We start from the raw sequence: 26,240 nt of genomic DNA on the forward strand, positions 1-26,240 counted from the left end.
CTCGCTCTCCGGAGCATCCGCCGATTGCTCGTCACACGGCTCCGAGAAGGTCCTCCAGGGCGTCCACAAACCCATCCCGCTCCGCGGGGGTCATGGCGGTGGACAGGCAGCCCATGCCGCGCGGGGCTAGGAAGTAGCCGCGGTTCATGAGGCCTAGGTGCAGGAGTTCGGTCAGCTGGAGATCGGCGCGTTCCACGGCCCGGTGGTCGGTGATCTCCTCGCCGGTGGCATGGAGGTTGAAGAGGGATCCGGCGCCGGTGACCCCGGCCGGCAGGCCGGAGGCCTCCAGCACCTTGCCGAGCCGTTCCACGAGCTCCTCGCCGGCGCGGTTCAGCTCGTCTATCACGGGAGGTGTGAGCACCTCCAGGGTGGCGATGCCGGCCGCTGCGCTGACCGGGTTGCCGTTGAAGGTGCCGCCCCAAGGGATGGTCCCTCGCGTGGGGTGGAGCAGCGCCATGACATCCTCCCGGCCCCCGAAACCGCCGATCGGGAAGCCTCCGCCGATGATCTTGCCGAAGGTGGTCAGGTCCGGCCTGATCCCGTAGGTCGCCTGGGCGCCTCCCGCGTGCAGGCGAAGCGTGACGATCTCGTCGAAGATGAGCAGCGCTCCGGCGCGTGCAGTCGCCTGTCTCAGGAAGTCGAGAAACTCCTGATCGGCGGCGATCACCCCGCCGGCACCCAGTATGGGTTCGACGATCACGGCCGCCAGGGAGTCGCCCGCCTGCTCGATCACCTGCTCGCAGCCGAGGATGTCATTGAACGGGAGGGTGACCATCAAGTCGCCGACCGGGTCCGGTATCCCCGCTCCCGGCGTGGCCGTGTAGTCGTGCGTGCCGTGGTAGCTGCCCTCGAATCGGGCCACCGTGGGACGGCCGGCGAAGGCTCTGGCCAGTCGCATGGCGGCCATGGTGGCCTCGGTGCCGGAGTTGGTGAAACGGACCTGGTCGACCGAGGCGACCCGCTCGACCAGCACCTCGGCCAGCCTCACCTCGTATTCGGTGGGCGAAGAGAAGGCGGTCCCCCGACCGGCCGCCGCCATCGCCCGGGACAGCACGTCGGGATGCGCATGGCCAAGTACCAGCGACGTGTAATTGTTGAGGTAGTCAACTCTGCGGTTGCCGTCCGCGTCCACGATCTCCGATCCATCTCCCGACACCAGGACCGGGGGGAAGGGTGCGAAGAACGTGGTCGTGCGGGTGGTGCCTCCGGGAAGCACCCGGGCGGCCCGGTGGGCGATCTCCATCGATCGCGGGTTCCGGGCCACGTACTCCTCGCTGACCCGGCGTAGCGCCTCGGTGTAGATGGAATGGGTCGGCACGTTCTCCTCGCAGAAGTCGAGCCGAGCCTACCCACTCCTTCAATACCTCAGGCCACGGCTCGGGACGCTCCCGGTAGAGTTGTCGACCGGGTCGGTCTCACGAGGAGGATCATCATCCCGATGAGCAGTGGACGGGTGGGCATGTGCTTCCTGGACCGGCCCGACCCGCGGCGTCAGGTGGCGCTGGCGCTCCGGATGGAGGAACTGGGATACGACTCGGTGTGGGTGTGCGAGACCCGCACCGCCCGCGACGCGATCTCGATACTCGGCGCCATCGCCTACGCGACCCACACCATCAAGCTGGGAACCGGGGTGGTCAACTCGTGGACCCGCCCGGCCTCGCTGATGGCTCTCACGTTCGCCACCCTGGACGAGTTGGCCCCCGACCGGATGTTGCTGGGGATCGGCGCCTACTGGGACCCCCTGGCCTGGAAGCAGGGGATCGACCGGCGCAGGCCCATCAAGCAGATGCGGGAGTACATCGAGGTCACCCGCCGGTTGCTGGCGCTCGAGACGGTCACCTACGAGGGTGAGATGGTGGCGGTGCGCGACCTCCGCCTGGACCTGGGACACGGTGTGGACCGCACCCCGAAGCGGGTACCGATCTACGTCGGCGCCACCGGCCCGCAGATGCTGGCGCTGTCCGGCGAGCTGGCGGACGGCGTGATGCTCAACGGCTTCACATCCCTCACCTACCTGGCCGACGCCCTCGAGCGCATCGACCGGGGCGCCCGGCGGAGCGGCCGGAGGGCGGACGACCTCGACCTACCCCAGACCATCGTGATCGCCATGGACAAGGACGAGGAGAAGGCGCTGGAGGTGGCCACCAGGATGACCACCATGTACCTGGGCCAGCAACCCCACATCGCCCTGGCCAGCGGCGTCGACCAGGACCTGCTGGACCGCGTGCGGCAGGCCATGGGAGGCTGGCCGCCGAGGGACGGGGGAATCGAGGCGGCTATGCCCCTGGTGCCCGTGGCGGTGGTGCGGTCCCTCACCGCCGCCGGCACCCCGGACCAGTGCCTCGAGCAGGTAGCCGCCTACTCGGTCCGGCCCAACATCTACCCGGCCCTGCTCCCGATCACGGAGAACTACGAGGAGATCGTCGAGGTGTTCTCCCCCCGCCGGGATCCCGGCGGCTCGTTCGGCGGCGCCACCCCCGCATCGCCGGGGTCCTGAGTCTCGGTGGGCCCGCGGCGGTTCCACGGTGGGTCGGCGGTCTGCATCCTGGCGGCCGCCCTCTCGTTCGCCTGCGCCGGTGGTACGGGCGACGATCCGGCCGGAGACGACCGGATGGTCGCGCTGGAGGCGAAGACGCGCTCGCTGGAGGAGTCACTCGAGGCCCTGGCAAGCGAGAACGCCCGACTGAGGCGCGAACTGGCGGTCCTCTCGGAACAGGCCGGCGCCCTGGAGGGGCCGGAGGCCTCCGGGGATGCCCGGGACCGGGAGGAGGGGGTCGCGGATCCGGAGGGCGGACGGGAGGAGCAGCCGGCCATCCCGGACGAGGACCGGACCCAGGCTGCCGAGCGTCTGGACGATCTGGACGCCCGGGTGCGCGAACTCGAGGACCTCGCTACCACCGTGGAGTGGGCCATCCTCGCCGTGGAACAGTGGGTCAAGGGAGAGGACAAGCCGCTGTCGCAGCTGGAGGGCACCGCTCTGGAGAGGACCGTCCGGCTGACGGCGGACTCCGGTGGCGAGGTCCACTTCATCGTCCACCCCGAACGGGAGGAGCCCTCGGTCCTGGTGATGCCGGTGGCAGCTGTAGACGGCGAGACCCCGCTCATCGTCTCCCTGCACGGCTATGGAGGAGACTCCGCCATCCAGGCCGCCTACGTGCCCTTCCACGAGCGGGTGAACACCCACGGGTTCGCTCTGCTGCTTCCCAACGGGATACGCGACGCCGAAGGTAACCGCTTCTGGAACCCCACCGACGAGTGCTGCGACTCCGCCAAGGGCGGACAGGACGATGTCGCCTACCTCACCGAGTTGGTAGCCAGGGCGGAGGAGGTCCTGGACTTCGGGCCGGTGTACTTCTTCGGTTACTCCAACGGCGGGTTCATGGCGCACCACATCGCCTGCAAGGGCCTGCCGGGCCTTCGTGCCGTCGCCGGCCTGGCGGGTACCAGCTACGTGGAGGAAACTCTATGCGAGGGCGCCTCCCCGGTGTCCGTCTTGCACGTCCACGGTACCGCGGACGACGTGATCCGCTTCGAAGGAGACGAGAGCGACCCGGATCAGCAGGAAGACGGCGAACCGGCTTTCTACGCCGGGGCCCTGGACATGGTGACCCGCTGGAGCCGGCAGGCCGGATGCGACTGGCCCGGACAACCGCAGCCCTACGCCACGCTCGATCTGGACCGCCTGGTTGCGGGAGCCGAAACCAGGGCATTCCGCCTCGAGTCAGGCTGCGCCGACGGGATCGCTATAGAGCTCTGGATGAGCATGGGGAGCAGCCATGCTCCCGGCTACGGCGAGACCTTCGTGGACGCACTCGTGGACTGGCTCCTGTCCCAGGAGTGATCACCTTTTGCCGCGACACCCCTCGCCGATCTTCCGAACCCGTCACCGGGATTTCACGACATAGCCAACATAGCCATCTTAATATGGCTAAGATGGCTGCTGAAGCTGGAACGATGAGCGGGGTGGCAGTGTTGACAGCAACTATCTCGCAGGTGAGAAACGGACTCAGTGCCTACCTAAGACGGGTCCGAGCCGGCGAAACCGTACTCGTAATGCACCGGCGAACCCCTGTGGCCCGCATCGTACCGTTGACGGATCGGGCCGCTCACTCACCGGCGCCGGATGATGAAGACCAGGCCCGGATCGAACAACTGCTTGCCGAAGGTATCGCTACCCGGGAACGCGATATGGGCGCTCTGGAGGCACTTCGCGAAGTCGGCGGGTCATGGCCGGCGGGTCATGGACTTCTCGAAGCACTGCGCGACGACCGCGACTCCGAGTACAGCGAAGGACATCGTTGAGGTTCTGGGACACCTCGGCCATAGTGGCCCTGTCCTCCGACGAGGAACACTCTCCCCTTGCGCGTACATTGCTATCGGACGACGATCGGATGGTCGTATGGTGGGGTACCCCGGTTGAGTTCGTGAGCGCGCTCGCCCGTCATGAACGGGCAGGGAACCTCACGTCCGATGAACTCGCCGACCACCACCGGTATCTGAACGCGCTGTCCGTGGCGTGGATAGAGATACAGCCGAGCCCCAGCTTGAGAAGGCTTGCCCAACGACTCGTCATGACCCATCCCCTGAGAGCGGCGGACGCCCTCCAGTTGGCAGCAGCGCTTACCGGCGCACAGGGAGATCCGGCAACGCTGGAGTTTGTCTGCTTCGACAGCCGGCTCAACACGGCGGCCGGCCGCGAGGGTCTTGAGGTCCTCGTCCGGTAGGCGCAGCCGGTTCCTGATGGGCCGCGACGGCTTCCTGTGCGATCAGTCCGCCGTCCAGCCTTCGGCCACCCAGCCTCCGTCGACGAAGATGGTCTCGCCGGTGATGTAGCTGGCCGAGTCTCCCGCCAGGAACAGCACCGCGTTGGCGGTCTCGGACGGGTCGGCGAACCTCTTCATCACGATCTGGTCGCGGATCGACTCGAACAGCCCGCTGTTGGCCGGGTCGGTCCGGAGCTCGTAGTTCATGTAGGACTCGGTCCAACCGGGAGCGACCGAGTTGGTCCGGATGCCGAACTCGGCCCACTCGACCGCCATCACCTTGGTGAGGGCGATCACCCCCGCCTTGGCGGCCGAGTAGGCGCCGATGTTGGCGAACGCCACCGGACCGGCGATGGAGGAGATGTTGACGATCGAACCGGAGCGCTGTTCGATCATCGAAGTGACCGCCGCCCGGGACATGTAGAAGACCGAGGACAGGTTGGCCTCGATCCCCACGCGCCACTCTTCTAGCTCAAGGGTGTCCAACCGGCTGAAGTTCTGGCGGCGGCCGGCGTTGTTGACCAGGACGTCGAGGCCCCCGAGCTCGGACCGCACCCGGTCGAGAGCCGACACCGCCTGCTCGGGATCGGTCACGTCGCAGGTCACCGCCAGATGGGTTCCGGCGCCACCCACCATCGTCTCCACGGTGCGCGCCAGGTCGTCCTCGGTTCGGGCCAGGGCCGCCACCCGGGCACCCTCCCGAGCGAACGCCTGCGCGATCGCCCGTCCGATCCCGCGGCTGGCGCCGGTGACCGCCACTACCTTGTCCTTCAGGCCCAGGTCCATCGGTTCGCTCCTTGTATCCGGTGGTTCAACTGCTCAACTGCCCGTACAGATCGGGCCGCCGGTCACGGAAGAAACCCCAGTCGTTGCGGATCTGAGGAATGACCGACAGGTCGAGATCGGCGACCAGCACCTCGTCCTCGCTGTCGCTCGCCTGCGAGATGATCCGCCCCTTGGGGTCCACCCACATCGATGATCCGTAGAAGTGCGAGTCGGAGCCTCCCTGGTCGACCCCGACCCGGTTCACGCCGCCGACGTAGTAGATGTTGTCGACCGCATGAGCCTGGAGTTCCAGCTCCCACAGGTAGCGGCTCATGCCGGTGGTGGCCGTGGGCACGTAGACGATCTGGGCGCCGTTGAGCGCGAGGGTGCGGGCCGCCTCGGGGAAGTGGCGGTCGTAGCAGATCAGGATCCCGATCGTCACGTCGTACGGGGTCGGGAAAGTGATGAACCCGGTGTCACCCGGCGCGAAGTAGTACTTCTCCACCCCGGTCAGGGTGGGCACCGAGACGATCGGGATATGGCTCTTGCGGTAGACGCCCAGCAGACCGCCGTCCGGTCCGATCACCGGGGCGCTGTTGTACAGGAGGCCGTCGAGCGCCTTCTCGTAGATCGGGGCGATCAGGACGATCCTCATCTCGCGGGCCAGCTCGCGCATGCGCTCCATCGTGGGGCCGTCGATCGGTTCGGCCAGATCGAGATGGCGGGCGTTCATCTCGAAGGGGAAATAGACGGTGTGGAAGAGTTCCTGGAGGCAGACGATCCTCGCCCCGCGGTCCGCCGCTTCGCGGACCAGGTGCTCGGCTCGCTTGACGTTGCTCTCCGTGTCGTACTCCGTACCCATCTGGACGGCTGCGGTCCTCACGATGCCTCCCTTCATGTGGTCTGCGTGTGAGATGGCGGTGTGGCCTGCGTCGGCAGCGGCGCTCCTCGCAAGGCCCGCTGACGAAGGCGTACCCGCAGCGGTACGTCTAGGAAGCGGAACGCAGCGAGGGGCGTCGATGGCAGCAGGACACACCGAATCATCGCACACGCAGGCCACAAATCATGACACGAGCGTGGAGCTGCTGAGGGCGGCGGACTCGGCGCTCCTCACGAAGCCCCCCGCCGGCCTTGGCGCCACATACCTGCCGTCGCGCACGATAGCCCGGCCCCGCAGGAGCACGGCGCGGATGGCGCCTTGCAGGACCATGCCCTCGTAGGGGTTGTAGTCGCAGTTGGTGACCTGGGTAGCTACCGATAGTTCCGTGCTCCCCGCAGGGTCGAACACCACCAGGTCGGCATCCGATCCGGGGGCGATCTCACCCTTGCGCGGGTAAAGGCCGAACAGCTTCGCGGCGTTGGTCGAGGTGATCTCCACGAACCTGTTGAGCGAGAACCGGCCCAGAGCCACCCCGAAGTGGTAGAGCAGGCCCATGCGCCATTCGATGCCGGGGAGGCCGTTGGGGATCTTGGTGAAGTCGTCCTTTCCGACCAGGCGCTGTTCGAAGAAGAAGGGCGCATGGTCGGTTCCCACCGTTTGCAGGTCCCCGGCCGCCAGGGCATCCCACAACGGATCGTGGTGGTCGGCGGAGCGGAGCGGCGGGGAGCAGACGTACTGGGAGCCCCGGAACCCCGGCTCGGCCAGCCTCTCGTCCGTCAGCAGGAGGTAGTGCGGGCAGGTCTCCGCATAGGCGGGCACGCCGCGCTCGCGGGCCTCGGCCATCGCCCGGGCCGAACCGGCCGATGACATGTGGACTATGTAGAGGGGCACGCCCGCCATCTCCGCCAGCGCGATCCCCCGCCGGGTCGCCTCATCCTCGGCGAGGGCCGGCCGGGTCCGGGCATGGAAGATCGGGTCGGAATCCCCCCTGGCCAGCGACTCCTTGACGAGCGCGTCGATCGCGTGGCCGTTCTCGCAGTGGAGCATGATGAAGCCACCGTTCTCGGCGGTCCTCCGCATCGCCTTGAAGATGGCGCCATCGTCCAGCATCCATACGTTCGGGTAAGCCATGAAGAGCTTGAAGCTGGTGACGCCCTCGGTAACCAGGCCGTCGAGAGACGGGAGCAGGCTGTCGGGCAGGTCGGTGATGATCTGGTGGAAGGCGTAGTCCACGGCCGCCTTCCCGTCCGCCATCTCGTGCCATCGCATCAGCGACGACCGCGGGTCGGCGCCCTTCTCCTGGATGGCGAAGTCGATGATGGTGGTGGTACCACCCACGGCGGCGGCCCGTGTCCCCGTGTCGAAGTCGTCCGAGATCACCGTGCCGGCCACCGGGGTGTCCAGGTGGGTATGGGGGTCGATGCCGCCGGGGAACACCAGGTGACCGGAGGCGTCGATGATCTCGTCCGCCTCCGTGCCCTCAAGGTCGCCGATGGCGCGTATACGCCCGGCCTCGATGAGGATGTCCGCCTCGTAGTCCTCGGCGGCCGTGACGATCCGGCCGCCTTCGACCAGCGTCGTCACGCCGCGCCCACCCGCAACGCCATTACCTAGCCCCCAGCCAGTGGACGCACGGGCGGAAGATCACATATATGGCTAGCCGCCGGCCTGGTCGATGAGCGACCACAGGCGGCTCGGCGTGACCGGCGTCTGGTCCACCTCGACACCGAGGTGGGACAGGGCGTCGGCCACCGCGTTGGCCAGCGCCGGAGCGGCCGGGAAGCATCCCGCCTCGCCCATGCCCTTGAAACCACCCTCAGTGTGCGGTGATGGGGTCACCAGATGGTGGATCTCGAAGTCCGGCAGGTCCGTGAAGGACGGCACCAGGTAGTCCATGAGGGTCGAAGACAGGAGTTGTCCGGTCTCCTCGTCATACACGAACTCCTCCAGCATCGCGCCGCCGAGCCCGTTGGAGAGAGCCCCGTGGATCTGACCCTCCACCAGGAGCGGGTTGATGATCGTGCCGGCGTCGTCCACCACCACGTACTTGACCCAGTCGATCTTGCCGGTGTCGATGTCCACGTCCACCACGGCCACGTGGGTCCCGCAGGCGGTCGTGAAGTTGGCCGGGTCGTAGACGTAGGTCGCCTCCAGGGTCGGCTGGTCGCCCTCCGGGATCTTGTGGGCCCAGTAGGCCTGCTGCGCCACGTCAGCCAGGGTTAGGGACCGCATCTCCTCGGCGCCCTTCACCGATATCCGGCCGTCCGCGTAGGCAACGTCGTCCGGATCCGCCTCCAGGAGCCCGGCGCCGATCCGCACCGCTTTGGCCTTGATCTCCTCGATGGCCTTGATGACCGCCACCGCCGCCACGTTGGAGCGGCTGCCCGCCGACCCGAAACCCGTATAGGGAGTCTGGTCGGTGTCGCCCCAGACGACGCGCACGTTGGCGATGTCGATCTCCAGGTGATCGGCGGCAACCTGGGCCAGCGTGGTCTCGGTGCCCTGACCCATCGGGATCATCCCCGTGTACAGGGTGGCCCTGCCATGGGGGTCGATCTTGACCGTGGAGCCCTCGTACCCACCTGTGTAGTAGTCGAGGATCCCCAGGATCGCCGAGGGCCCGAAGCCTGATACGTGGATGTAGGAGGCGATGCCGATTCCGCGGTAGACACCCTGGTCCCGCAGGCTCTGCTGCTCCTCCCGCACCTTGTCGTACTCGACCGCCTCGAGAGCCTTGGCCAGCGCCGCCGGGTAGTTCCCGCTGTCATAGACGGCGCCGCCCGGGCTGAAGTAAGGGAACTCATCGGCCTGGATCATGTTGCGGCGCCGCAACTCGGCGGGGTCGATACCCAGCCTGCGGGCCGTCTTGTCCATCATCCGCTCGATGCCGAACATGGCCTCCGGGCCTCCGAAGCCGCGGAAGGTGCTGTTCGGGGTCTTGTTGGTGGCCACCCCCACCACGTCGCAGTGGTAGTTGGCGATCTTGTACTGGTTGACCGCGGCGGCACCGGTCACCCAGGCCGGACCGATGCCCACGCTATGCAGGTGGGCGCCCTGGTCGCTGAGGACCCGGCCCTTGAGACCGAGAACGGTCCCGTCGGAGCTTGCCGCGAGTTGCCACTCCTGGAGTTGCTCGCGCCCGTGCACCGTGGCCTGGAGCGCCTCACGGCGGTCCTCGATCCACTTGACCGGCCGGCGCAGCTTCATCGACGCCAGCGAGACGAGGATGTCCTCGGGGTAGCGGTCCCATTGATTGCCGAACGCGCCACCGATGTTGGGAGTGAGGATCCGGACCGCCGTCTCGGGGATGCCGAGAGCCGCCGCCAGCTCCGTGCGGAGCAGGCTGGCCACCTGGCTCCCGGAGTGGAGGGTGAGCGTCTGGCGCAGATCGTCCCACTCGGCAACGTGACCGCGCGTCTCCAGCGCCACGCCCGAGTAGCGACCCACCTTGAACCGTCCGGAGACGATCTCGTCAGCCTCCTCGAAGGCGCCGTCGACATCACCGGCCACACCTAGGGCGTTGATCCCCGGAAAGGTGTACTCGATGATGGTGTTGTCGCCCAGGTCCTCGTTGATCACCGGAGCGCCGTCGGCCAGGGCAGCCTCCACGTCGACCACGTGGTCGAGGATCTCGTAGTCCACGTCCAGCAGGTCGAGGGCGTCCTCGGCCATATAGCGCGAGTCGGCCACCACCGCGGCGACCGGCTCACCTACGTAGCGCGCCTTGCCGGGGGCCAGGGCGGGGGTGTTGGACTCTTTCTGGCCCGGCAGGCGCCAGATGGTGGGAAAGTCCCCGATGCCCTCGAGGTCGGCGGCTGTCAGCACGCAATGGACGCCGTCCATTGCCTCCGCCGCGGCCGTATCGATACCGTTGATGCGGGCGTGGGCGTACGGGCTGCGGAGGATGGCCATGTGGACCGTCCCGGCCGGCTCGATGTCGGCGATGTAGCGACCCCGGCCCCGGATCAGCGGAGCATCCTCCCGGCGGGGCGCGGAGACCCCGATCCAGCGGTTTTCCTGCGTGGTGGTCATGCGCTCCCCCCTTCGGCGGACATGGCGGCGGCGGCGGCCTGAACCGACTCGACGATCTTCTGGTATCCGGTACAGCGACAGATGTTGCCGCCCATCTCTTCCCGTATCTCCTGCCGACTCGGATCCGGGTTCCGTGACACCACGTCGATCCCGGCCAGGATCATCCCCGGCGTGCAGAAACCGCACTGCAGTCCGTGGTACTCGGAGAATGCCTGCTGCATCGGGTGGAGGTCGTCTCCCTGGCCGATGCCCTCGATGGTGGTTATCTCGGCGCCCCCCGCCTGGACGGCGAGCATCAGGCAGGATCGGACCACCTCACCGTCCATCAGGACAGTGCAGGCGCCGCACACCCCGTGCTCGCACCCGAGGTGGGTCCCGGTCAGGCCCAGATCCTCCCGTATGGCATCCGCCAGTGTCTTGCGCGGCTCGACCGAGACCGATCGGCCGGCGCCGTTGACGTTGAGTACGACGCTCATGTTTTCAGCCATTTCCGCCTCCTGAATTGCGGGCCGCATCCTTCAAGGCCCGTACCGTCAGCACCTTGATCAGGTGACTGCGGTACTCGGCCGTTCCGTGAACATCCGAGGTCGAGGGAAAGTCCGCAGCCGCACCGGCTCCGGCCGCCGCGAACGCGGCATCTCCCGTCTCGGCGCCCACCAGAGCGGCCTCCGCGGTGGGTAGCCGGGTGGCATGGGTTCCCCCGAAAGCGCCCAGAGCCGCGTGCGTGATAGTCGACCCATCGGTCGCGATCACCGCTGCCACCCCGGCCAGTGCGAAGTCGCCGTGCCGGCGGGCGAACTCCTGGAATCCGAACGTGCTGGACGCCGGCGCCGCCGGTATCCGGACCTCGGTCAGCAGTTCGGTGTCGCCGAGCGTGGTCTCGAACAGGCGATCCTCGATCAGGTCCTGCATCCCGACGACCCGCTCACCATCCGCCGACCGGGCGGTGACCTCTCCATCGAGAGCCATCAGCACCGCCGGAAGCTCCGCCGCCGGATCGTTGTGGGCCAGGGAGCCGCCGATCGTGCCCCGGTTGCGGATCGCGCGGTGGCCGATCTGGGCGACGGCCGCGGGGATGACCGGATGGGCTCCAGCCACGTCATCCGACTCGCCGAGGGCGGTCAGGCGGGTCATGGCGCCGATCCGCAGCGTCCCGTTGGCCGAGATGTAGGACAGCGAGTCGACCCCGTTGACGTCGATCAGGTGGGCCGGCCTCGCCAGCCTGAAGTTGAGCATCGGGACAAGGCTCTGGCCACCTGCCAGGACTTTCGCCCCCGATCCGTGTTCAGCCAGAAGATCGAGGGTCTCCGCGATGCTCTCCGGCGCCGAGTAATCAAAGGCCGCTGGTTTCATGGGCGGCTCACCTCCTGCATGACGGCGCTCCAACCAGACCGACAACGATGTCCGTCCTCCGGGAGGATCATAGGCATCATGCCCCGGACGGGGCGGGTGATTCGCCCCCTACCTGAGAGATTTCGGTTCGTCGAATGACCGCGCCGCTCGGACTATGATCGGCCGGGCCCGGTCCTCGACCGTCGACCACCGCTGCGACTGGGAAAGTGGGTCCGTATTCGCCTCGTCGTCGCTCTGGCAACCGCCACCACGCTGATCGTCGGTTTGGCCGCGTGCGGAGCGGATGAAGGGACCCCGGGCGCACCCGATGGAACGGCGACCGGCGGCGCCTTCGCGGGGACGGTGAGGATCGGGGCAGCCCTCAGCGAGACCGGTAAGTACGCGGTGGAAGGACGCGACTCGCGCCAGGGCTACGACACCTGGGTTCGGTGGGCGAACGAGGAGTACGGCGGGATCGACATCGGCGGGCGCCGCTATGCCGCCGAGATCGTCTACTACGACGACGAGTCCGATGCCGATACGGCTGCCAATCTCGTCCAGAAGCTCATCGACGAGGACGGCGTCGATTTCCTGCTCGGTCCCTACTCGAGCGGTCTCACCACCGGCGCCAGCGCTATAGCCGAGGCCAACAACGTCCTCATGGTGGAGGGAAACGGGACCTCCGACACCATGTTCGAACGCGGTTTCCGGAACCTCTTCCTCGTGGCAACCATCGCGAGCGACTACACCAAGTCCGCCATCGAGGCACTGGCCGCCCGAGGTGCACGCACCGCGGTGATCGCCTACGAGGACACCTCCTTCCCGACCGCTGTCGCCGGCGGCGCTCGGAGGCACCTGGAAGCCGCAGGGATCGAGGTTCTGGCCACGGAGACCTACCCGAAGGACATCCAGGACGCCTCGGCCATCATGACCAAGTTCCGCGACCTCGCTCCCGACGTCTTCGTGGGCGGCGGCCACTACAACGACGCGGTGTTGTTCGTCAACGCCGCCAAGGAACTCGGGTTCGCTCCCGACGGGATGCTCATCACGGTGGGTCCGTCCAACCCCAAGCTGATCGACGAACTCGGCGAGGACGTGGACGGTGTGCTGGGCCCCACCCAGTGGGAACCGGTAATGGCCTACGAGGGTCCGTACTTCGGCAGGGCGTCGGACTACGCGGCCTACTACGAGAGCCTCTGGGGAGAGCCCCCCGTCTACCAGGCGGCCAGCGCCACAGCCGCCGCCCTCGCGCTCCATCTGGCCATCGAGAACGCCGGGACCACCGACACCGACGCGGTTCGCCGGGCTCTGTACGGGCTGGAAGCCGACACGTTCTACGGTCCCATCTCGTTCGACGAGCGCGGCGTCAACACCGCCAAGCCCATGGGGACGGTGCAGGTGCAGGACGGGCTGATCCGGGTGGTGGCGCCCGCCGATGCGGCAGTCGCCGACCTGGTCTACCCGCTGGCCGGTTCGAGCGGTGGCGGGACGGCCTCGGCCGCCGAGCGGGTGGCGCAGATGCTGGTCAACGGCATCGCCCTGGGCGGCATGTACACGCTCCTCGTGCTGGGGTTCTCGATCATCTGGGGGGTCATGGGCGTCATCAACTTCGCCCACGGCGAGTTCGTCATGATCGGCGCCTATATGGCCTGGCTCGCCAACGAAGTCTGGGGGGTGGACCCGTTCGTGACCGTGCCCCTGGTGTTCCTGGTGATGATGCTGGTGGGCTACGGGACGCAACGGCTGCTCGTCAACCGGGTGATCGACCGGCCGCACCTCGTGTCGCTGCTCGTGATGTTCGCGGTGGCGATCATCCTCCAGAACGTCATGAAGGTGGTCTTCTCGGCCGACTTCCGGCGCGCCGACACCGCCCTCGACGGCGTCTGGCAGGTGGCGGGTGAGGTAACGGTTCCCGTCACCCGCTTCTGGATCCTGATGGTGGCGCTGGTCGTGGCGGGTGGCCTGACCCTGTTCCTCTCGCGCAGCCGGCTGGGCAAGAGCATCCGGGCCGCTGCCCAGAACCGGGAGACAGCGCGGATCGTCGGCATCGATGTCACCAAGGTCTACGCCGCCACCTTCGCCATCTGTATCGGGATCACCGGCGTGGCCGGTGCGCTCGTGAGCCCGGTGCTGGCGGTGCAGCCCTTCCAAGGCCCGCCCCTCACGCTCAAGGCATTCGCCATCACCGCCATGGCGGGGCTCGGCTCGGTCCGCGGCGCTCTCGGCGGCGCCATGGTTCTCGGCCTCGTCGAGGCAGGCCTGGCTGTCTACATCCCCCGGATCGGCACCAACCTGGCGGTGGTGGCCTCGTTCGTGCTGCTGGTGGTGGCGCTGGTGGTGCGACCGCAGGGCCTCTTCAAGGGTCTCCGGCCCGTCGACGCGACCGCGGCATGATCCCGAGACCTCACCCTCCCGGCCCGGTAGGCCTCAGGCCGTCCGGGGACGGTGGAGCCACCTCATGAAACCGATCACCCCCGGCACGCCTCCCTCCATCGCCCGCCGGGGCGGGCCCCGACTCCGGCGGGTCCTCGTCCGGGTCTCGGTGGGGTTGCTGGTGGCGCTCGCGGTGTTGCCGGCCCTGCCGGGGGTCGGCGACTCGGTGCTGTTCACCCTCACCCTGATGCTCACCTCGGTCGCCGTTGCGGTGAACTGGAACCTGACCGGGGGGTTCACCGGCTACGTGGACTTCGGCCACGCCGCCTGGTTCGGGATCGGGGCCTACACCACGGCGATCCTGATGTCGCTCCAGACCAATGGCCCGCAGATCGGCTGGGCGTCTCCTCCCGCCATAATCCTGGGCGCCGTGGTGGCGGGCGCTCTGGCCGCGGCCATCGGTAGGGCGACCATGCGCCTCAAGGGACCGTACTTCTCGATCGCCATGCTCGGGACGTTCGTGGCCGTCCGCGAGATTGTGCGGGTCTCCGGGGGACTCACCGGAGGCGGGGTGGGACTGACGCTGCCGCCATACCTCAACCGGCCGCTCTTCTATTACATCCAGCTGGCGCTCGTGGCCGGGCTGGTCGCCTTCACCTGGTGGCTGCGGGGCACGCGCTTCGGCACCGCCCTGGTGGCCATCCGGGAAGACGAGGTGGGGGCGGAGACGCGCGGGATCAACACGACGCGTCTCAAGGTGATCGTGTTCAGCTTCGCCGGTTTCTCCACCGGGTTGTTCGGGGGGCTATGGGCCTACCAGAACACCTTCGTCGATCCCGACATCGCCTTCGTGGAGGTCAGGACCGTCGACGCGGTGATGGGCGCCATGCTCGGCGGCCTCGGAACCGTGGCCGGACCGGTCGTGGGCGCCGTCGTGCTGTTCTGGCTGCGCGAGCTGTTGTGGGCCAACCTTCTGGACTACCACCTGATCGCACAGGGTGTCCTCCTGATCGTGATCGTCCTTTTCCTCCCAAGAGGTCTGGTCGGGATCGTCGACCCGCGGGGCGCGTCGGTCACCGCCATGTGGCGGCGCTGGCTCGGTCGCGGCGACCCCCCGGATGCGCAGGAGGACGAGCCATGACCGCGTTGCTGGACGCCCGCGGGGTGGTGAAGCGATTCGGCGGCCTGACCGCGGTCGACGGAGTGGATATCAGCGTCGGCGCCGGTGAGTTGGTGGGGCTCATCGGTCCCAACGGCAGCGGGAAAACGACCCTGTTCGACTGCCTGAGCCGGGTATCGGCCATCGATTCGGGTTCGATCAGCTTCGACGGAGTCGATATCACCCGGAGCCGGCCGCATCAGGTGGCCCGGCTCGGCCTGGCCCGCACCTTCCAGCTGATCCGGGTGTACCGCGAGCTGACCGTCTCCGAGAACATGGAGCTGAGCATCCAGTGGAGGCGGATCGGGACGGCGCGCCTGTTCGGCCGGACGGATGCGGCGACCCGCCGGCGTGTCGAGTCTCTCTTGGAGTTCCTGATGCTCTCCCGGCTCCGGCACGAGCGCGCGGGCGCACTGTCGGGCGGCCAGCGGCGCCTCCTGGAGATCGGGATGGCCCTGATGAGCGAGCCGAGGCTGCTACTGCTGGATGAGGCAACGTCCGGTGTCAATCCCACTCTGGTAGCCGAGATCGCCGACCGGCTGAAGGAGGTCAACTCGAACGGTGTAGCCATCCTCCTGGTGGAACACAACGTGGGATTCGTGGCCGAGCTGTGCCACCGAGTGGTGGTCCTCGACCGCGGCGCCAAGCTCGCCGAAGGCACGCCGAGCCAGGTCATGGAGGATCCGGCCGTCATCGAGGCCTACTTCGGGGCGGAGGGGAAGTAGCAGCATGGCCGGCGCGGGGCGACTGCTACTCGAAGTCCGGGACATGAGCGCCGGTTACTACGCGGGCCACAACGTCGTCCACCACGTCGATCTAGAAGTGGCCGAGGGGGAGATCGTCTGTGTCATCGGACCCAACGGCGCGGGCAAGTCCACCGTCTTCAGAGCGATCTACGGCCTCGCCGAGGTGCGCTCCGGTCAGGTGCTGTGCGACGGCGCGGACATAACCGGCATCGCCCCCCAGGATGCGTTGCGTACTGCCCGGATGGCCATGGTCCCCCAACTGCGAAGCGTCTTCCCGCAGATGACGGTTTACGAGAACCTCGAGCTGGGCATGTTCCTGGAACGCGACAAGGCCAGGGTCCGCGCCCGGATCGACTACGTCTACGGCCTGTTCCCCCGGCTCGCCCAGCGCTCCCGGCAGGCCGCCGGGACGATGTCCGGTGGGGAGCAGCGCATGCTCGAGATCGGACGCTCCCTGCTGCACGAGCCTCGTATCGTCCTGATGGACGAGCCCTCGGCGGGCCTGGCGCCGATCGTCACCCGCCAGGTGTTCGAGGCCATCCGGCAGCTGAACCAGGAGATCGGCCTGACGGTGCTGATGATCGAGCAGAACGCCCGCCAGGGACTCGAGACCAGCCACCGCGGCTACGTGCTCGAGATGGGCCGCAACCGCTACGAGGGTCCGGCGAGCGAACTGCTGGCCGATCCGGAGGTACGGAGGGCCTTTCTGGGAGTACGCTAGAGGTCGGGACCGGACACGAGAAGGGCGGGGAGATGGCTGCCACTGCGCTGGTAGGTGGAAGGGTGATCGACGGCACCGGAAGGCCGCCGATCGACGATGCGGTGGTGCTCATCGACGGGGAGCGGATCGATGCCGTGTTCCGTCGGGGCGACATGGAGGTTCCCTCCGGAGCCGAGGTGGTGGACGTATCCGGCTCGACGGTGATGCCCGGCCTGATCGACTGCCACGTCCACGTGGGGGTGCTGGCCGACAACTCCTTCCTGCAGGTGGATGACCCGGCCTCCCTCGCCGACCAGTTCATGACCACCCTGCTCCGCCACGGGGTGACCACCGTCCGGGACACGGGCAACTTCAACCCGGATGAGGTGTTCCAGACCTTCAAACAGGGCCGGGGCGGCTGGCCGCGCTTCTTCGGCGCCGGCACGATCCTGGACGGACCCGCCGATCCTCCCGCACCTTGGCGCTGGCTGGCGATCATCGACGACGAAGCTTCCGCCCGCGCCGAGACCGCCCGGCTGGTGGAGGCCGGGATGGACTTCATCAAGGTGTACGTGTGGGCCCGGCTCCCCGTCTTGCGGGCTGTCGTCTCCGAGGCTCACCGCCGGGGCGCCCGGGTTGCCGCCCATGTGGGGCACATGATCACCGTCGAGGAAGCGGTGAAAGTGGGAGTCGACGCCCTCGAGCACGTGCGCGTGGGCCGGGAGTTGGTGCCCGAGGAGCACCAGGAGGAACTGGCCGCGTTGCCGGGCCGGATACTCGATCCCCTGGTCGGCTTCCAGCCGTGGCGTTACATCGACCCGGAGTCGGACCTAGCCGACGGTCTCATCGCTCTGATGGCCGAGCGGGGCACCTTCATCACGCCCACCCTGACGCTGTCCCAGAGCATCCTCGCCGGGAATACCCCGGCAGGCACGTGCCCCTCCGGGCTCGACGAGATGCCGGAGGCGGTCGCCGAGCAGTGGAACCAGTACGCCTACCCGTTCGACTACAGCAAGACCGACTGGGAGGCGGCCCCGGTGGAGTTGCGAAACCAGATGGCGTTCATCGGCCGTGCCCAGCGGGGCGGCGTGAACGTAACGGCGGGGACGGACCTGACCAACCCGTTCGTGGTGCCCGGCCACAGCATGCACGAGGAGCTGCGCCTGCTGGTGAACGGCTGCGGGTTCACCCCGACAGAAGCCATCGTGGCGGCCACCAGCCGGGCCGCGGAGCTGCTCGGGCAGGGCGACGAACTCGGCAGCGTGGAGAAGCGGAAGCTGGCCGACCTGGTGGTGCTCGAAGCCGATCCCCTGGAAGACATCCGCAACACGCGGCGGATCGCCGCTGTCTACAAGGGCGGGCGGTTGGTCGCCGCCTGAGTCAGGCTCGGCGAAACCCGATCAGGAAGGTGTGATTCTCAGCCGGGCGCCCGCGGCCGCCTCCGGGCCGATATCGATGCCTCCGCCCGACTCCTGGTAGGGCACCCGGTTGCGGGCCAGCGTCCGGGCGGTCCCGGCAAGGTCGCCCGAGGTCAGGACCAGCCGGAACGGGCCAGGTCCCCGGCGCTCTAGTTCGGATGCGACGGCGCCGGAGCCTGCCGGCTGGTGGACGCCCAGCCGGAACCCAGGCAGCCTGTAGTGACGGCTCGCAGCGCCGGGTAACGGACGGCCGTCCCGAGGCCGCATGCCGAAGGCCCGCTCGTAGACGGCTATGCCATCGTCGATATCTTCTACCGCGAGATCGATCGCCGCCACCGATTCGACCCCGCATGCATGCCCGCCCGGAGGATCCCAGGCCAGCAACTCGTTCTCCGCGGTGATCCAGTCGATCAGGTACGGCCAGGGCTTGCGCCATGGGGAGGACCCCGGCACCAACAGGTGCCACTTCAGCCGGCCGCCGCGGGCATGGATGCGGTCCATCTCGAACGGACCCTCCACCTCCATACCGAGCCCGCGCAGCCCGGAGGCCTCTTTCTCGAGCCCGGTCCCGGCCAGGACGAACCCCGCCAATCCCGAGTCCTGCTCCAGGAAGGACACCAGGTCCGCCCCGAAAGCACCCCTGGCACGGGCCGTGTCCGGATGCTCGACAGCCAGAATCTCCAGGTAGTCGAGGCCGAACCGAACAATGGCGTTGCGGGTGCCGAGCGACGGGTGTCTCCCGCCGACCGCCACCTCGAATCCCAGCCTGCGGAAGGCATCCATCGCCTCCGCGAGATCCGGGACCCCGATCACAGCGTGGTCGAAGCGCTCGATCATGATTCGCTCCCCGCCAGTGCGGGCAGGATCTCGTCCGTGACCCGCCGGAACTGGGTTGCCTCGTCGTACCCCACCAGCCTGAGGGTAACGGTCGTCGCCCCCGCGTCCACGAACTCCCGGATCAGGTCCGCACACCGCGAGGTGTCACCCACCGCCACCCACCTGTCCAGGAAGGCGCGGTCGTATTCGACGCCGTAGTAGTCCTTGAGGTAGGTGGCAACCTCGTCCATGCCCCGGTCCCGGTCGTCGGTGACATGGATGTTGTAGTACAGGCACGCCTCGAACCGGCTGTCCAGAGGCCGTCCCTCCTCGTCCGCGTACCGGCGGATGGCATCGAGGTTGGCGGAGAAGCTGCTCGGGGTGTTGGCGGTGGTCATCCAACCGTCGCCCAGCCGGGCCACCCGCCGGAGGGCGCGCTCCGCCAGCTTCGGGAGGGCGGGGTTGGGGTTGGCGGTCACCCAGATCGGCAGTGGCAGGCGGACGGGCCGGGGCAGCACTGTCACGTCCTCGAACCGGTTGTAGGTTCCCTCGTAGGAGGCCTTCTCGGTGGTGGACACGAGGCGAAGGATCTCGATCGCCTCCTCCATCCGCCGGCTCCGGGTGGCCGGATCGATTCCGAAGGCCGCGAATTCCTCCTCGAACAGGCCGCCGCCCGCCTCCCGCTGGCCCTGGCACGCCACGAAGATAGACCGGCCCCCCGATATGCAGTCGAAGCTCAACCATTGGTAGGCGAGCAGCAGCGCGTCCCGGAGAGGCATGCTGGCCATGCAACCGACCCCGAGGCGGACCCGGTCGGTTCGAGCCGCCAGCGCTCCGAGCGCCACAAGGGCGTCGAGGCGGGGCTTGGCGAATATCGAGTCCCCGAGCCAGACCGAATCCCACCTCCCGGAGCGATCCGCCTCCGTAGCCAGGTCGAGCATCTCGGAGACGGTGGACATCCCAAGCAGCACGCTTCGGTTCGACAGCGTGAGGCCGTACTTGACCCGGGTCATCCGGCCCTCCTCTCCAGCCAGGCAAGCTGGAGGGTACAGAAAATGTCCAATTGGCCCGATTGCCGGCAACGAAACCCCGGTCGAGACAGCGCGGGCCGACCATCCTCGCCTTTCGGCGCCCTCCTGGTGTCCCGTGTCTTTGGCTCGCCGCGTCCTGTGACCTGTGACCCGCCACGAACCTGAGGAACACCGCACCACCAGCGGCGCCACGAACCTGAGGAACAGGGCACCGCTGGTGACGCCCTCTGCCTCATGTTCGCCACTGACCGTCGTGGGCGGCGGCGTGCTCTGTACCCGAACAAGGGGGTTGAACTTGTCACAGACCCTTCGCATAATGCCGGGCGGTCACAAACACCGCCGGTCCCGTGGTCGGTCTGTGGGGTGGATGTGGGATATGGCGCCGCCAGCGGCGTCTGTGGCAAGGACTGCTGACGAAGGCCTACCCGCAGGGTACGTTGAGGAGGCAGGACGCAGCCAGAGGCGTCGATGGCGGTCCAGAGCACGCCGCCGCAACGCAGACAGACCACGATCTAGTTCGACGTCGAGGGAACCGGCACCGGGATCAAATCGGGAGCGGACCCGTTATGGGGATAGCGGGACGCGTTCGGACCGAAGGAGGTGGTGGCTGGGGGATGGGCCCGCTGGGACGGGGCGTGGTCCGGCGATTTTCGCGTTCTCGTCGTCTCGGGTGTGGATAGCGAGCTACCGAATCAGGGCACCAGCAAGGCTTGCTCGTCACCCGATGTCCCGACCTGCTGTCACTCTCCGTTTCTAGATTGTTAGCGAACATATGTTCGGGTATAGTCAACCGCCCTTTCCCGGACGGAGAACGCGAGAAAGGGCCGGGAGTCAGGAAGCGGGGAACATGGCCGCAACCATCTTGACGGCAGCGCCCGATGGGTCGCCGGCGCCTGCGGATGCCACCAGCCTGCCGGTGTATCCGGGACGGGTGATCGGTCTGGAAGGCTCCACAGGATCGGGACTGACCCGGATCGGCCTTTCCATGCTGTCGGCGATCCCGGCGTCCTGCCGGGTGGTAGTGGACGTCCGGGGATGGCTATGCCCGCTGGCGGCATGGGAGGTCGGCATCGATCCCGACCATCTGACTGTGGTGCGGTGCGGCGACGCCAGCCAATGGCCCAGGGTGCTGGCCGTCCTGCTCGACGGGGTGAAAGCGATCTACGCCGAGGTCCCCCGAGGCGTCGGGGAAGCCCTACTGCGGCGCCTCGTCGCCAAGGCCCGGGCCCGTAACGCCACCGTGATCCTGCGTCCCCTGGCGGGCAGGGTCCCCTCCGGAATGGCTTTTCTACGGCTGCGGTCGGTCCGAGTCGAGTGGGAGGGCGGCCGGGAGGGACACGGCAGTCTGGGCAGGCGCACCCTGATGGTCGAACTGTCCGGCAAGGGGGCTGCGGGCCGGTATCAAGTAGTGGAGATGGAGGACGATGGCGCGCGTCCTGTGCGTGTGGTTTCCCGATTGGTTACTTCGCAGGTCGGACGCTCCGCCGGATAGGGCGGCCTTCGTTGTGGGGAACCGGGACGGCCGTCCCCTGGTGGTTGCGGCCAATGATCGGGCGATGGAAGCGGGAGTCGAGGCCGGCATGACCCGCCGATCGGCCGAGGCCCTCTGCCCCTCGGCCCTGGTCCTGGAGCGCGACCCCGCCGCCGAAACCATCCGTTTCGAGCCGATACTCAACGCTATCGAGGATCTGATACCCCGGGTGGAGGTGGTCGAGCCGGGCTGGGTGTTCGTTCCCACCGACGGGGCGGTCCGTTATTACGGCGGCGAGCGCGCTCTGGTGGACCGGGTAGCCGCAACGTTGGAGCGCCTAGCGCCCGGAGCGCATCTAGGAGTGGCGAATGGCCCGTTCGCCGCCTACTGGGCGGCCCGCTCGGGCCGCCCGACGCTGATCGTGAAGGATGAAAAGGCCTTCCTGTCCGGCCTGGACATCTCCGCTCTGGAGACCGAAGAACTGGTCGCTACGTTTCGCTGGCTGGGGGTGACCACCCTGGGTGAACTGGCGGCCCTGCCCCGCCATGCGGTGGCCTCCCGGTTCGGTACCCGAGGCTTGGAGGCGCATCGTCTGGCCGGCGGCGAGGATCGGAGGGTCCTGCCGCGCCGGATCCCTGACGATCTGACCGTAGAGACCATCTTCGAAGAACCTCTGCTGCTGATCGAGCAGGCGGGATTCATGGCCCGCCGCCTGGCCGGGAGCCTCATGGCCTTGCTGGATCGGCATCGGGTCGCCCCCTACCAGGTGGAGGTGGAGGCCGAGGCCGCCGACGGGGTAGTCCGGTCACGGGTGTGGCGCAGGGCAGAACCATTCGATACCCGGGCACTGGCGGAACGGGTGTGGTGGCAACTCCGGGCCTGGACCGAGACCGGAGGGATTACGGATGGGCTGGTCCGTCTGAGGCTGTCACCCACCGCCCTGTCCGACGAGGGATACCAGCCGGGGCTGTTCGAGCAACGGGAAGTCCGGATCGAAACCGAACGAGCCCTGGAGCGGACCCGGACCATCCTGGGGCCCGACTCGGTTCTCCGGGCCCGACCCCAGGGGGGAAGGGACCCGGCGGAGCGGGTGCAGTGGGCTCGATGGGGCGAGGATTTTGCCGAGCCGGCCCGTTCTCTCGCCTCACCATGGCCCGGAAGGGTTCCGGCGCCCTCCCCCAGCCTGGTTCCATCCCGTCCCCGGCGTCTGGAGGTGGAATGGGATGCCGAGGTCCCCACCCGGGTGCGCCTCTCCACCCGATGGGAGCCGGTGCTGTCCTGGGCAGGTCCGTGGCGCAGACAGGGCAGGTGGTGGGCCGAGGAGAAACCGAGTGCCCTGTACCAGATCGTCACCTCGGCCGGCGCGATGCTATGCCGGACGACCGGCGGCCGGACTTTCGTGGTGGGCGTCTATGACTGAGCACCGCTACGCCGAGATGCATGCCCATTCCAACTTCTCGTTCCTGGACGGTGCTTCACATCCCGCGGCCTTGGTAGAGCGGGCCGCCGAACTTGGCTACGAGGCGCTGGCCGTCACCGATCACGACGGTTTCTACGGGTTGGTGCGGTTCTGGCAGGCGGCCCGGCAGGTCGGCCTCCCGGCCGTATACGGAGTGGAGCTTTCGCTATGCCCCCCGGACTACGTACCTGACGGCGATGTGGAGCCTGTCTCGCCCTTCGATAGAGCCGGCCGGCATGATGCCCTCCGCTGGGAGACCGGAGAGCAGGGACGGGAGCGGTTCGGGCGGAGGTACCGCACCCGGACAAGCGCCGGGTTCGAGCCCGAGCACCTGGTGGTGCTGGCCTCGTCGCCCGAAGGATACGCCCGGCTTGCCAACCTGGTCTCCAGAGCGCAGTTGCGGGGCGCCAAGGGCCGCCCTCTCTACCGGTGGAATGACCTGGCCGAGGCAGCCGGCCGAGGAGACCTGGTAGCGCTGAGCGGTTGCTGGCAGGGAGCGGTCCCTCGCGCTGCCCGGCAAGGGGATCGTGAAGCGGCTCTGAGAGAGGCTTCCCGCTTGCGGGAAGTGTTCGGGCAGCGCTTCCACATCGAGATCTGGAATCACCGGATGCCGCAGGACGACCGGCGCAATGACCTGCTGTGGGAAGTGGCCGCCAGGTTGAACCTGCCGGTGGTGGCCACCAATAACGTCCATTACGCCGACCGCCGGGACGCCGACCTATCTGACGTCCTCGCAGCGATCGGAGGGCGGCGGCCGCTCACCGAGCACAACGGCTTCCGGCCCGACACCGACGAGCGCTACCTGAAATCCCCGGCCGAGATGGCCGCCCGCTTCCGGACCTATCCAGGAGCGGTGGAACGGGCCGCCCACCTGGGACGGGAGCTTGCTTTCGACCTGCAGCTGGTGGCCCCCCGATTACCCGACTTCCCGATCCCGGACGGCTTCGCCACCGAGATGGACTACCTGCGCCGTCTCACTTTTCGAGGGGCTCGCAAGGCCTATCCCGTCTCCGGACGGACCGGAGCGATCGAGCCGGAAGCAGTCCATCGGCTGGAACACGAGCTGGACGTCATCGAGCGGCTGGGCTTCCCGGGCTACTTCCTGGTGGTGTGGGACATCGTCAACTTCGCCCGATCCCAGGACATCATGTGCCAGATCCGTGGTTCCGGAGCCGATTCGGCGGTGTGTCGATGCCTGGGCCTCACCCGGGTCGACCCCCTCCGGCTGGGGCTGCCGTTCGAACGGTTCCTGTCCGACGAGCGGGGCCGGCCTCCCGACATCGACCTGGACCTCGAATCGGAACGCCGTGAGGAGGTGATCCAGTACTGCTACCGCCGGTACGGGCGGGAGCGGGCGGCCATGGTCGCCAACGTGATCACCTACCGGGCCCGGTCGGTGCTGCGGGATGTGGCCAAGACCTTCGGTTTCACCTCGGCTCAGACCGACGGCTTGACCAGGTATGTGGACACCCACTCCCCGGCGGAGCTACCCCTCGAAGAACCCCTGCCGGCCGGGCTGACCGCCGATCTGGTCTATGACATCTGCCGGCGCCTCGACGGGTTCCCCAGGCATATGAGCATCCATTCGGGCGGCATGGTGATCGCTGACCGGCCCCTTTGGAAGGTGGTTCCGATCGAATGGGGGCGCATGGAGGACCGTACCGTCCTGCAATGGGACAAGGACGACTGCGCCGCCATGGGGATCGTCAAGTTCGACCTGCTGGGACTCGGCATGCTGAGTGCTCTGCATATAGTGGTGGACACTGTGGAGGAAGCCCATGGGCGGCGGATCGACCTGGCCGACCTCCCTCAGGAGCCGGCCATCTACGAGATGCTCACCAACGCCGACACCGTGGGGCTTTTCCAGGTGGAGTCACGGGCGCAGATGGCGACCCTTCCCAAATTGAAACCCGCCACCTTCTACGACCTGGCTGTGGAGGTGGCGTTGATCCGTCCCGGCCCCATCCAGGGCGCTTCCGTCCATCCCTACCTGCGCCGGCGGAACGGGGAGGAGCCGGTGCGGTACCCCCATCCGCTGGCCGAGCCGATCCTGAAACGCACCCTGGGAGTGCCGGTGTTCCAGGAGCAGCTGATGGAACTGGCCCGGGTGTGCGCCGGTTTCGACGGGGGACAGTCAGACCGGCTCCGAGCCGCCATGACCCACAAGCGGTCGGACGAGGCGATGGAGAAGCTACGGGAGGAGGTTTTCGAGGGGATGCGGACCAAGGGTGTGGCCGGCGCCGCCGCCGAGGAGATCTGGGAGAAGCTGCAGGGGTTCGCCTCGTTCGGTTTCCCGGAAAGCCACTCGGTGTCGTTCGCTTACATCGTCTACATGTCGGCCTGGTTGCGCTACCACTACCCCGCCGAGTTCCTGGTCGGGTTGCTCAACGCCCAGCCGATGGGTTTCTACTCCCCCAACACCCTGGTGCAGGACGCCCTCCGCCACGGGGTGGTCGTCCTCGGTCCGGACGTGAACCTCTCGCTGGAGGAGTGCACCATCGAGCCCCATCCGTGTGACGAGGACGACGTCGTGGAGCACTACGGCATGGCCTGGCGCCGTGGAAGAGGCCCGGTGGATGACCCGATCCGGACATCGGTGGCGGCCCGGCTGGGCCTGGCCTTCGTGCGAAACCTGGGGGATGCCGAAGCTCGGAAGATCCTGGCGGCCCGCCAGGTCGGGGGAGGATTCGCCGACCTGTCCGACTTCGCCCACCGCACCGGCTTGCCGGTGGACGCCATGGAGGGTCTGGCCGTCGCCGGAGCCTTCGGATCGTTCGAGGTTTCCCCCCGTCAAGGTCTGTGGATGGCAGGCGCCCTGGCCGGTACCGGACCCGAACAGTTGCCGCTGGCGGCCGGCCTGGACCCACCCCCGCTGGCGCCGATGAGCGACCAGGAGACTCACCAGGCTTCGCTGTGGGCAACCGGGGTGTCGGTCCGCCATCCCATGCACTTCGCCCGCCCGGCCTTGGATCGGGCCGGATGCGTTTCGATATCCGCGGCGCTGGGCATGCGGCGGAACCGCACCCGGATCAAGGTGGGAGGAGTGGTCACCCACCGGCAGCGTCCGTCTACCTCCAGGGGCGTCATATTCTTCAATCTGGAGGACGAGACCGGCCTGATCAACGTGATAGTGCTGCCGGAGATCTGGAACAGGCACCACAAGACCGCCCGCCGGCACCCTGGTCTGATCATCGAGGGCCGCCTTGAATACCGGGACGGGGTGACCAACCTGGTGGCCCGTGACTTCGTCCCGATAGAAACCGACCCTCTCCGTAGCCGCAACTTCCGGTAAGGC

At 67.8% G+C, this 26,240-nt stretch carries 21 protein-coding genes; 12 read left to right on the forward strand and 9 right to left on the reverse strand.

Going from position 1 to position 26,240, the window contains the following annotated elements; genetic code table 11:
* Window positions 1-31 precede the first annotated feature (31 nt).
* Window positions 32-1,318, reverse strand: a complete 1,287-nt coding sequence (locus tag ACOQPD_RS05745; protein WP_420613946.1) for an aspartate aminotransferase family protein — start codon at window positions 1,316-1,318, stop codon at window positions 32-34.
* A gap of 120 nt (window positions 1,319-1,438) precedes the next feature.
* Between ACOQPD_RS05745 and ACOQPD_RS05750 the strand changes: the two genes are divergently transcribed.
* The 4 genes from ACOQPD_RS05750 (at window position 1,439) to ACOQPD_RS05765 (ending at window position 4,724) form a co-directional block, all read left to right on the forward strand.
* On the forward strand, window positions 1,439-2,497 hold the full coding sequence (locus ACOQPD_RS05750; RefSeq protein WP_420613947.1) for an LLM class flavin-dependent oxidoreductase: 1,059 nt from the start codon (window positions 1,439-1,441) through the stop codon (window positions 2,495-2,497).
* A gap of 6 nt (window positions 2,498-2,503) precedes the next feature.
* Window positions 2,504-3,841 carry an alpha/beta hydrolase family esterase gene (locus ACOQPD_RS05755; RefSeq protein WP_420613948.1) on the forward strand — a complete coding sequence of 446 codons (1,338 nt, stop codon included), beginning with the start codon at window positions 2,504-2,506 and terminating at the stop codon, window positions 3,839-3,841.
* Between the two features lie 230 nt (window positions 3,842-4,071).
* On the forward strand, window positions 4,072-4,302 hold the full coding sequence (locus ACOQPD_RS05760; protein WP_420613949.1) for a hypothetical protein: 231 nt from the start codon (window positions 4,072-4,074) through the stop codon (window positions 4,300-4,302).
* Entirely contained in the window at window positions 4,299-4,724 is a 426-nt protein-coding gene (locus ACOQPD_RS05765) for a PIN domain-containing protein (RefSeq protein WP_420613950.1), read from the forward strand. Before ACOQPD_RS05760 ends, ACOQPD_RS05765 begins: the two co-directional genes overlap by 4 nt.
* A 42-nt stretch (window positions 4,725-4,766) precedes the next feature.
* Here ACOQPD_RS05765 and ACOQPD_RS05770 read toward each other — a convergent pair whose 3' ends face one another.
* The 6 genes from ACOQPD_RS05770 to ACOQPD_RS05795 form a co-directional block, all read right to left on the reverse strand.
* The gene (locus ACOQPD_RS05770; RefSeq protein WP_420613951.1) at window positions 4,767-5,549 is read right to left on the reverse strand and encodes an SDR family NAD(P)-dependent oxidoreductase; all 783 of its coding nucleotides are present in this window, start codon (window positions 5,547-5,549) and stop codon (window positions 4,767-4,769) included.
* A gap of 25 nt (window positions 5,550-5,574) precedes the next feature.
* The gene (locus ACOQPD_RS05775; RefSeq protein ID WP_420613952.1) at window positions 5,575-6,411 is read right to left on the reverse strand and encodes a nitrilase-related carbon-nitrogen hydrolase; all 837 of its coding nucleotides are present in this window, start codon (window positions 6,409-6,411) and stop codon (window positions 5,575-5,577) included.
* 180 nt (window positions 6,412-6,591) lie between these two features.
* Entirely contained in the window at window positions 6,592-7,992 is a 1,401-nt protein-coding gene (gene hydA, locus ACOQPD_RS05780) for a dihydropyrimidinase (RefSeq protein ID WP_420613953.1), read from the reverse strand.
* A 72-nt stretch (window positions 7,993-8,064) separates the two neighbouring features.
* Window positions 8,065-10,440 (reverse strand): xanthine dehydrogenase family protein molybdopterin-binding subunit, encoded by a 2,376-nt coding sequence (locus ACOQPD_RS05785; protein WP_420613954.1) that lies wholly within the window; start codon window positions 10,438-10,440, stop codon window positions 8,065-8,067.
* On the reverse strand, window positions 10,437-10,928 hold the full coding sequence (locus ACOQPD_RS05790) for a (2Fe-2S)-binding protein (RefSeq protein ID WP_420613955.1): 492 nt from the start codon (window positions 10,926-10,928) through the stop codon (window positions 10,437-10,439). The genes ACOQPD_RS05785 and ACOQPD_RS05790 overlap by 4 nt, the downstream gene beginning before the upstream one ends.
* Window positions 10,921-11,793 carry an FAD binding domain-containing protein gene (locus ACOQPD_RS05795; protein WP_420613956.1) on the reverse strand — a complete coding sequence of 291 codons (873 nt, stop codon included), beginning with the start codon at window positions 11,791-11,793 and terminating at the stop codon, window positions 10,921-10,923. Before ACOQPD_RS05795 ends, ACOQPD_RS05790 begins: the two co-directional genes overlap by 8 nt.
* Before the next feature lie 342 nt (window positions 11,794-12,135).
* Here ACOQPD_RS05795 and ACOQPD_RS05800 point away from each other — a divergent pair, with 342 nt between their 5' ends.
* The 5 genes from ACOQPD_RS05800 to ACOQPD_RS05820 all read left to right on the forward strand — a co-directional run bounded on the left by ACOQPD_RS05800 (window position 12,136) and on the right by ACOQPD_RS05820 (window position 18,129).
* The gene (locus ACOQPD_RS05800) at window positions 12,136-14,166 is read left to right on the forward strand and encodes an ABC transporter substrate-binding protein (RefSeq protein WP_420613957.1); all 2,031 of its coding nucleotides are present in this window, start codon (window positions 12,136-12,138) and stop codon (window positions 14,164-14,166) included.
* Between the two features lie 64 nt (window positions 14,167-14,230).
* Window positions 14,231-15,286 carry a branched-chain amino acid ABC transporter permease gene (locus tag ACOQPD_RS05805; RefSeq protein ID WP_420613958.1) on the forward strand — a complete coding sequence of 352 codons (1,056 nt, stop codon included), beginning with the start codon at window positions 14,231-14,233 and terminating at the stop codon, window positions 15,284-15,286.
* Window positions 15,283-16,029: an ABC transporter ATP-binding protein gene (locus tag ACOQPD_RS05810; RefSeq protein WP_420613959.1), complete on the forward strand. Its 747-nt coding sequence runs from the start codon at window positions 15,283-15,285 to the stop codon at window positions 16,027-16,029. Before ACOQPD_RS05805 ends, ACOQPD_RS05810 begins: the two co-directional genes overlap by 4 nt.
* Before the next feature lie 4 nt (window positions 16,030-16,033).
* A complete protein-coding gene (locus ACOQPD_RS05815; RefSeq protein ID WP_420613960.1) occupies window positions 16,034-16,771 on the forward strand; it encodes an ABC transporter ATP-binding protein in 738 nt (245 codons plus the stop codon).
* A 32-nt stretch (window positions 16,772-16,803) separates the two neighbouring features.
* A complete protein-coding gene (locus tag ACOQPD_RS05820) occupies window positions 16,804-18,129 on the forward strand; it encodes an amidohydrolase family protein (RefSeq protein WP_420613961.1) in 1,326 nt (441 codons plus the stop codon).
* 21 nt (window positions 18,130-18,150) lie between these two features.
* Here the strand turns inward: ACOQPD_RS05820 and ACOQPD_RS05825 are convergent, their stop codons facing one another.
* Window positions 18,151-19,005, reverse strand: coding sequence for a VOC family protein (locus tag ACOQPD_RS05825; RefSeq protein WP_420613962.1), 855 nt, complete (start codon window positions 19,003-19,005; stop codon window positions 18,151-18,153).
* Entirely contained in the window at window positions 19,002-19,997 is a 996-nt protein-coding gene (locus ACOQPD_RS05830) for an LLM class flavin-dependent oxidoreductase (protein ID WP_420613963.1), read from the reverse strand. The genes ACOQPD_RS05825 and ACOQPD_RS05830 overlap by 4 nt, the downstream gene beginning before the upstream one ends.
* Before the next feature lie 865 nt (window positions 19,998-20,862).
* Between ACOQPD_RS05830 and ACOQPD_RS05835 the strand changes: the two genes are divergently transcribed.
* The 3 genes from ACOQPD_RS05835 to ACOQPD_RS05845 are packed head-to-tail and all read left to right on the forward strand — an operon-like array spanning window position 20,863 to window position 26,237.
* Window positions 20,863-21,507 (forward strand): hypothetical protein, encoded by a 645-nt coding sequence (locus ACOQPD_RS05835; protein ID WP_420613964.1) that lies wholly within the window; start codon window positions 20,863-20,865, stop codon window positions 21,505-21,507.
* Window positions 21,440-22,906 carry a DNA polymerase Y family protein gene (locus ACOQPD_RS05840; RefSeq protein ID WP_420613965.1) on the forward strand — a complete coding sequence of 489 codons (1,467 nt, stop codon included), beginning with the start codon at window positions 21,440-21,442 and terminating at the stop codon, window positions 22,904-22,906. Before ACOQPD_RS05835 ends, ACOQPD_RS05840 begins: the two co-directional genes overlap by 68 nt.
* Window positions 22,899-26,237, forward strand: coding sequence for an error-prone DNA polymerase (locus tag ACOQPD_RS05845; RefSeq protein ID WP_420613966.1), 3,339 nt, complete (start codon window positions 22,899-22,901; stop codon window positions 26,235-26,237). The genes ACOQPD_RS05840 and ACOQPD_RS05845 overlap by 8 nt, the downstream gene beginning before the upstream one ends.
* Window positions 26,238-26,240: the final 3 nt, after the last annotated feature.

This window comes from Candidatus Spongiisocius sp. (assembly GCF_965221825.1).
Lineage (GTDB): Bacteria > Actinomycetota > Acidimicrobiia > Spongiisociales > Spongiisociaceae > Spongiisocius.

What these genes read in the sequence shown, in the direction of transcription:
- ACOQPD_RS05815 (WP_420613960.1), top strand. Translation starts at nt 16,034, where the DNA reads ATGGCCGGCGCGGGGCGACTGCTACTCGAAGTCCGGGACATGAGCGCC.
- ACOQPD_RS05785 (WP_420613954.1), bottom strand. Translation starts at nt 10,440, where the DNA reads ATGACCACCACGCAGGAAAACCGCTGGATCGGGGTCTCCGCGCCCCGC.
- ACOQPD_RS05750 (WP_420613947.1), top strand. Translation starts at nt 1,439, where the DNA reads ATGAGCAGTGGACGGGTGGGCATGTGCTTCCTGGACCGGCCCGACCCG.
- ACOQPD_RS05810 (WP_420613959.1), top strand. Translation starts at nt 15,283, where the DNA reads ATGACCGCGTTGCTGGACGCCCGCGGGGTGGTGAAGCGATTCGGCGGC.
- ACOQPD_RS05845 (WP_420613966.1), top strand. Translation starts at nt 22,899, where the DNA reads ATGACTGAGCACCGCTACGCCGAGATGCATGCCCATTCCAACTTCTCG.
- ACOQPD_RS05805 (WP_420613958.1), top strand. Translation starts at nt 14,231, where the DNA reads ATGAAACCGATCACCCCCGGCACGCCTCCCTCCATCGCCCGCCGGGGC.
- ACOQPD_RS05820 (WP_420613961.1), top strand. Translation starts at nt 16,804, where the DNA reads ATGGCTGCCACTGCGCTGGTAGGTGGAAGGGTGATCGACGGCACCGGA.
- ACOQPD_RS05795 (WP_420613956.1), bottom strand. Translation starts at nt 11,793, where the DNA reads ATGAAACCAGCGGCCTTTGATTACTCGGCGCCGGAGAGCATCGCGGAG.
- ACOQPD_RS05825 (WP_420613962.1), bottom strand. Translation starts at nt 19,005, where the DNA reads ATGATCGAGCGCTTCGACCACGCTGTGATCGGGGTCCCGGATCTCGCG.
- ACOQPD_RS05770 (WP_420613951.1), bottom strand. Translation starts at nt 5,549, where the DNA reads ATGGACCTGGGCCTGAAGGACAAGGTAGTGGCGGTCACCGGCGCCAGC.
- ACOQPD_RS05840 (WP_420613965.1), top strand. Translation starts at nt 21,440, where the DNA reads ATGGCGCGCGTCCTGTGCGTGTGGTTTCCCGATTGGTTACTTCGCAGG.
- ACOQPD_RS05835 (WP_420613964.1), top strand. Translation starts at nt 20,863, where the DNA reads ATGGCCGCAACCATCTTGACGGCAGCGCCCGATGGGTCGCCGGCGCCT.
- ACOQPD_RS05830 (WP_420613963.1), bottom strand. Translation starts at nt 19,997, where the DNA reads ATGACCCGGGTCAAGTACGGCCTCACGCTGTCGAACCGAAGCGTGCTG.
- ACOQPD_RS05790 (WP_420613955.1), bottom strand. Translation starts at nt 10,928, where the DNA reads ATGGCTGAAAACATGAGCGTCGTACTCAACGTCAACGGCGCCGGCCGA.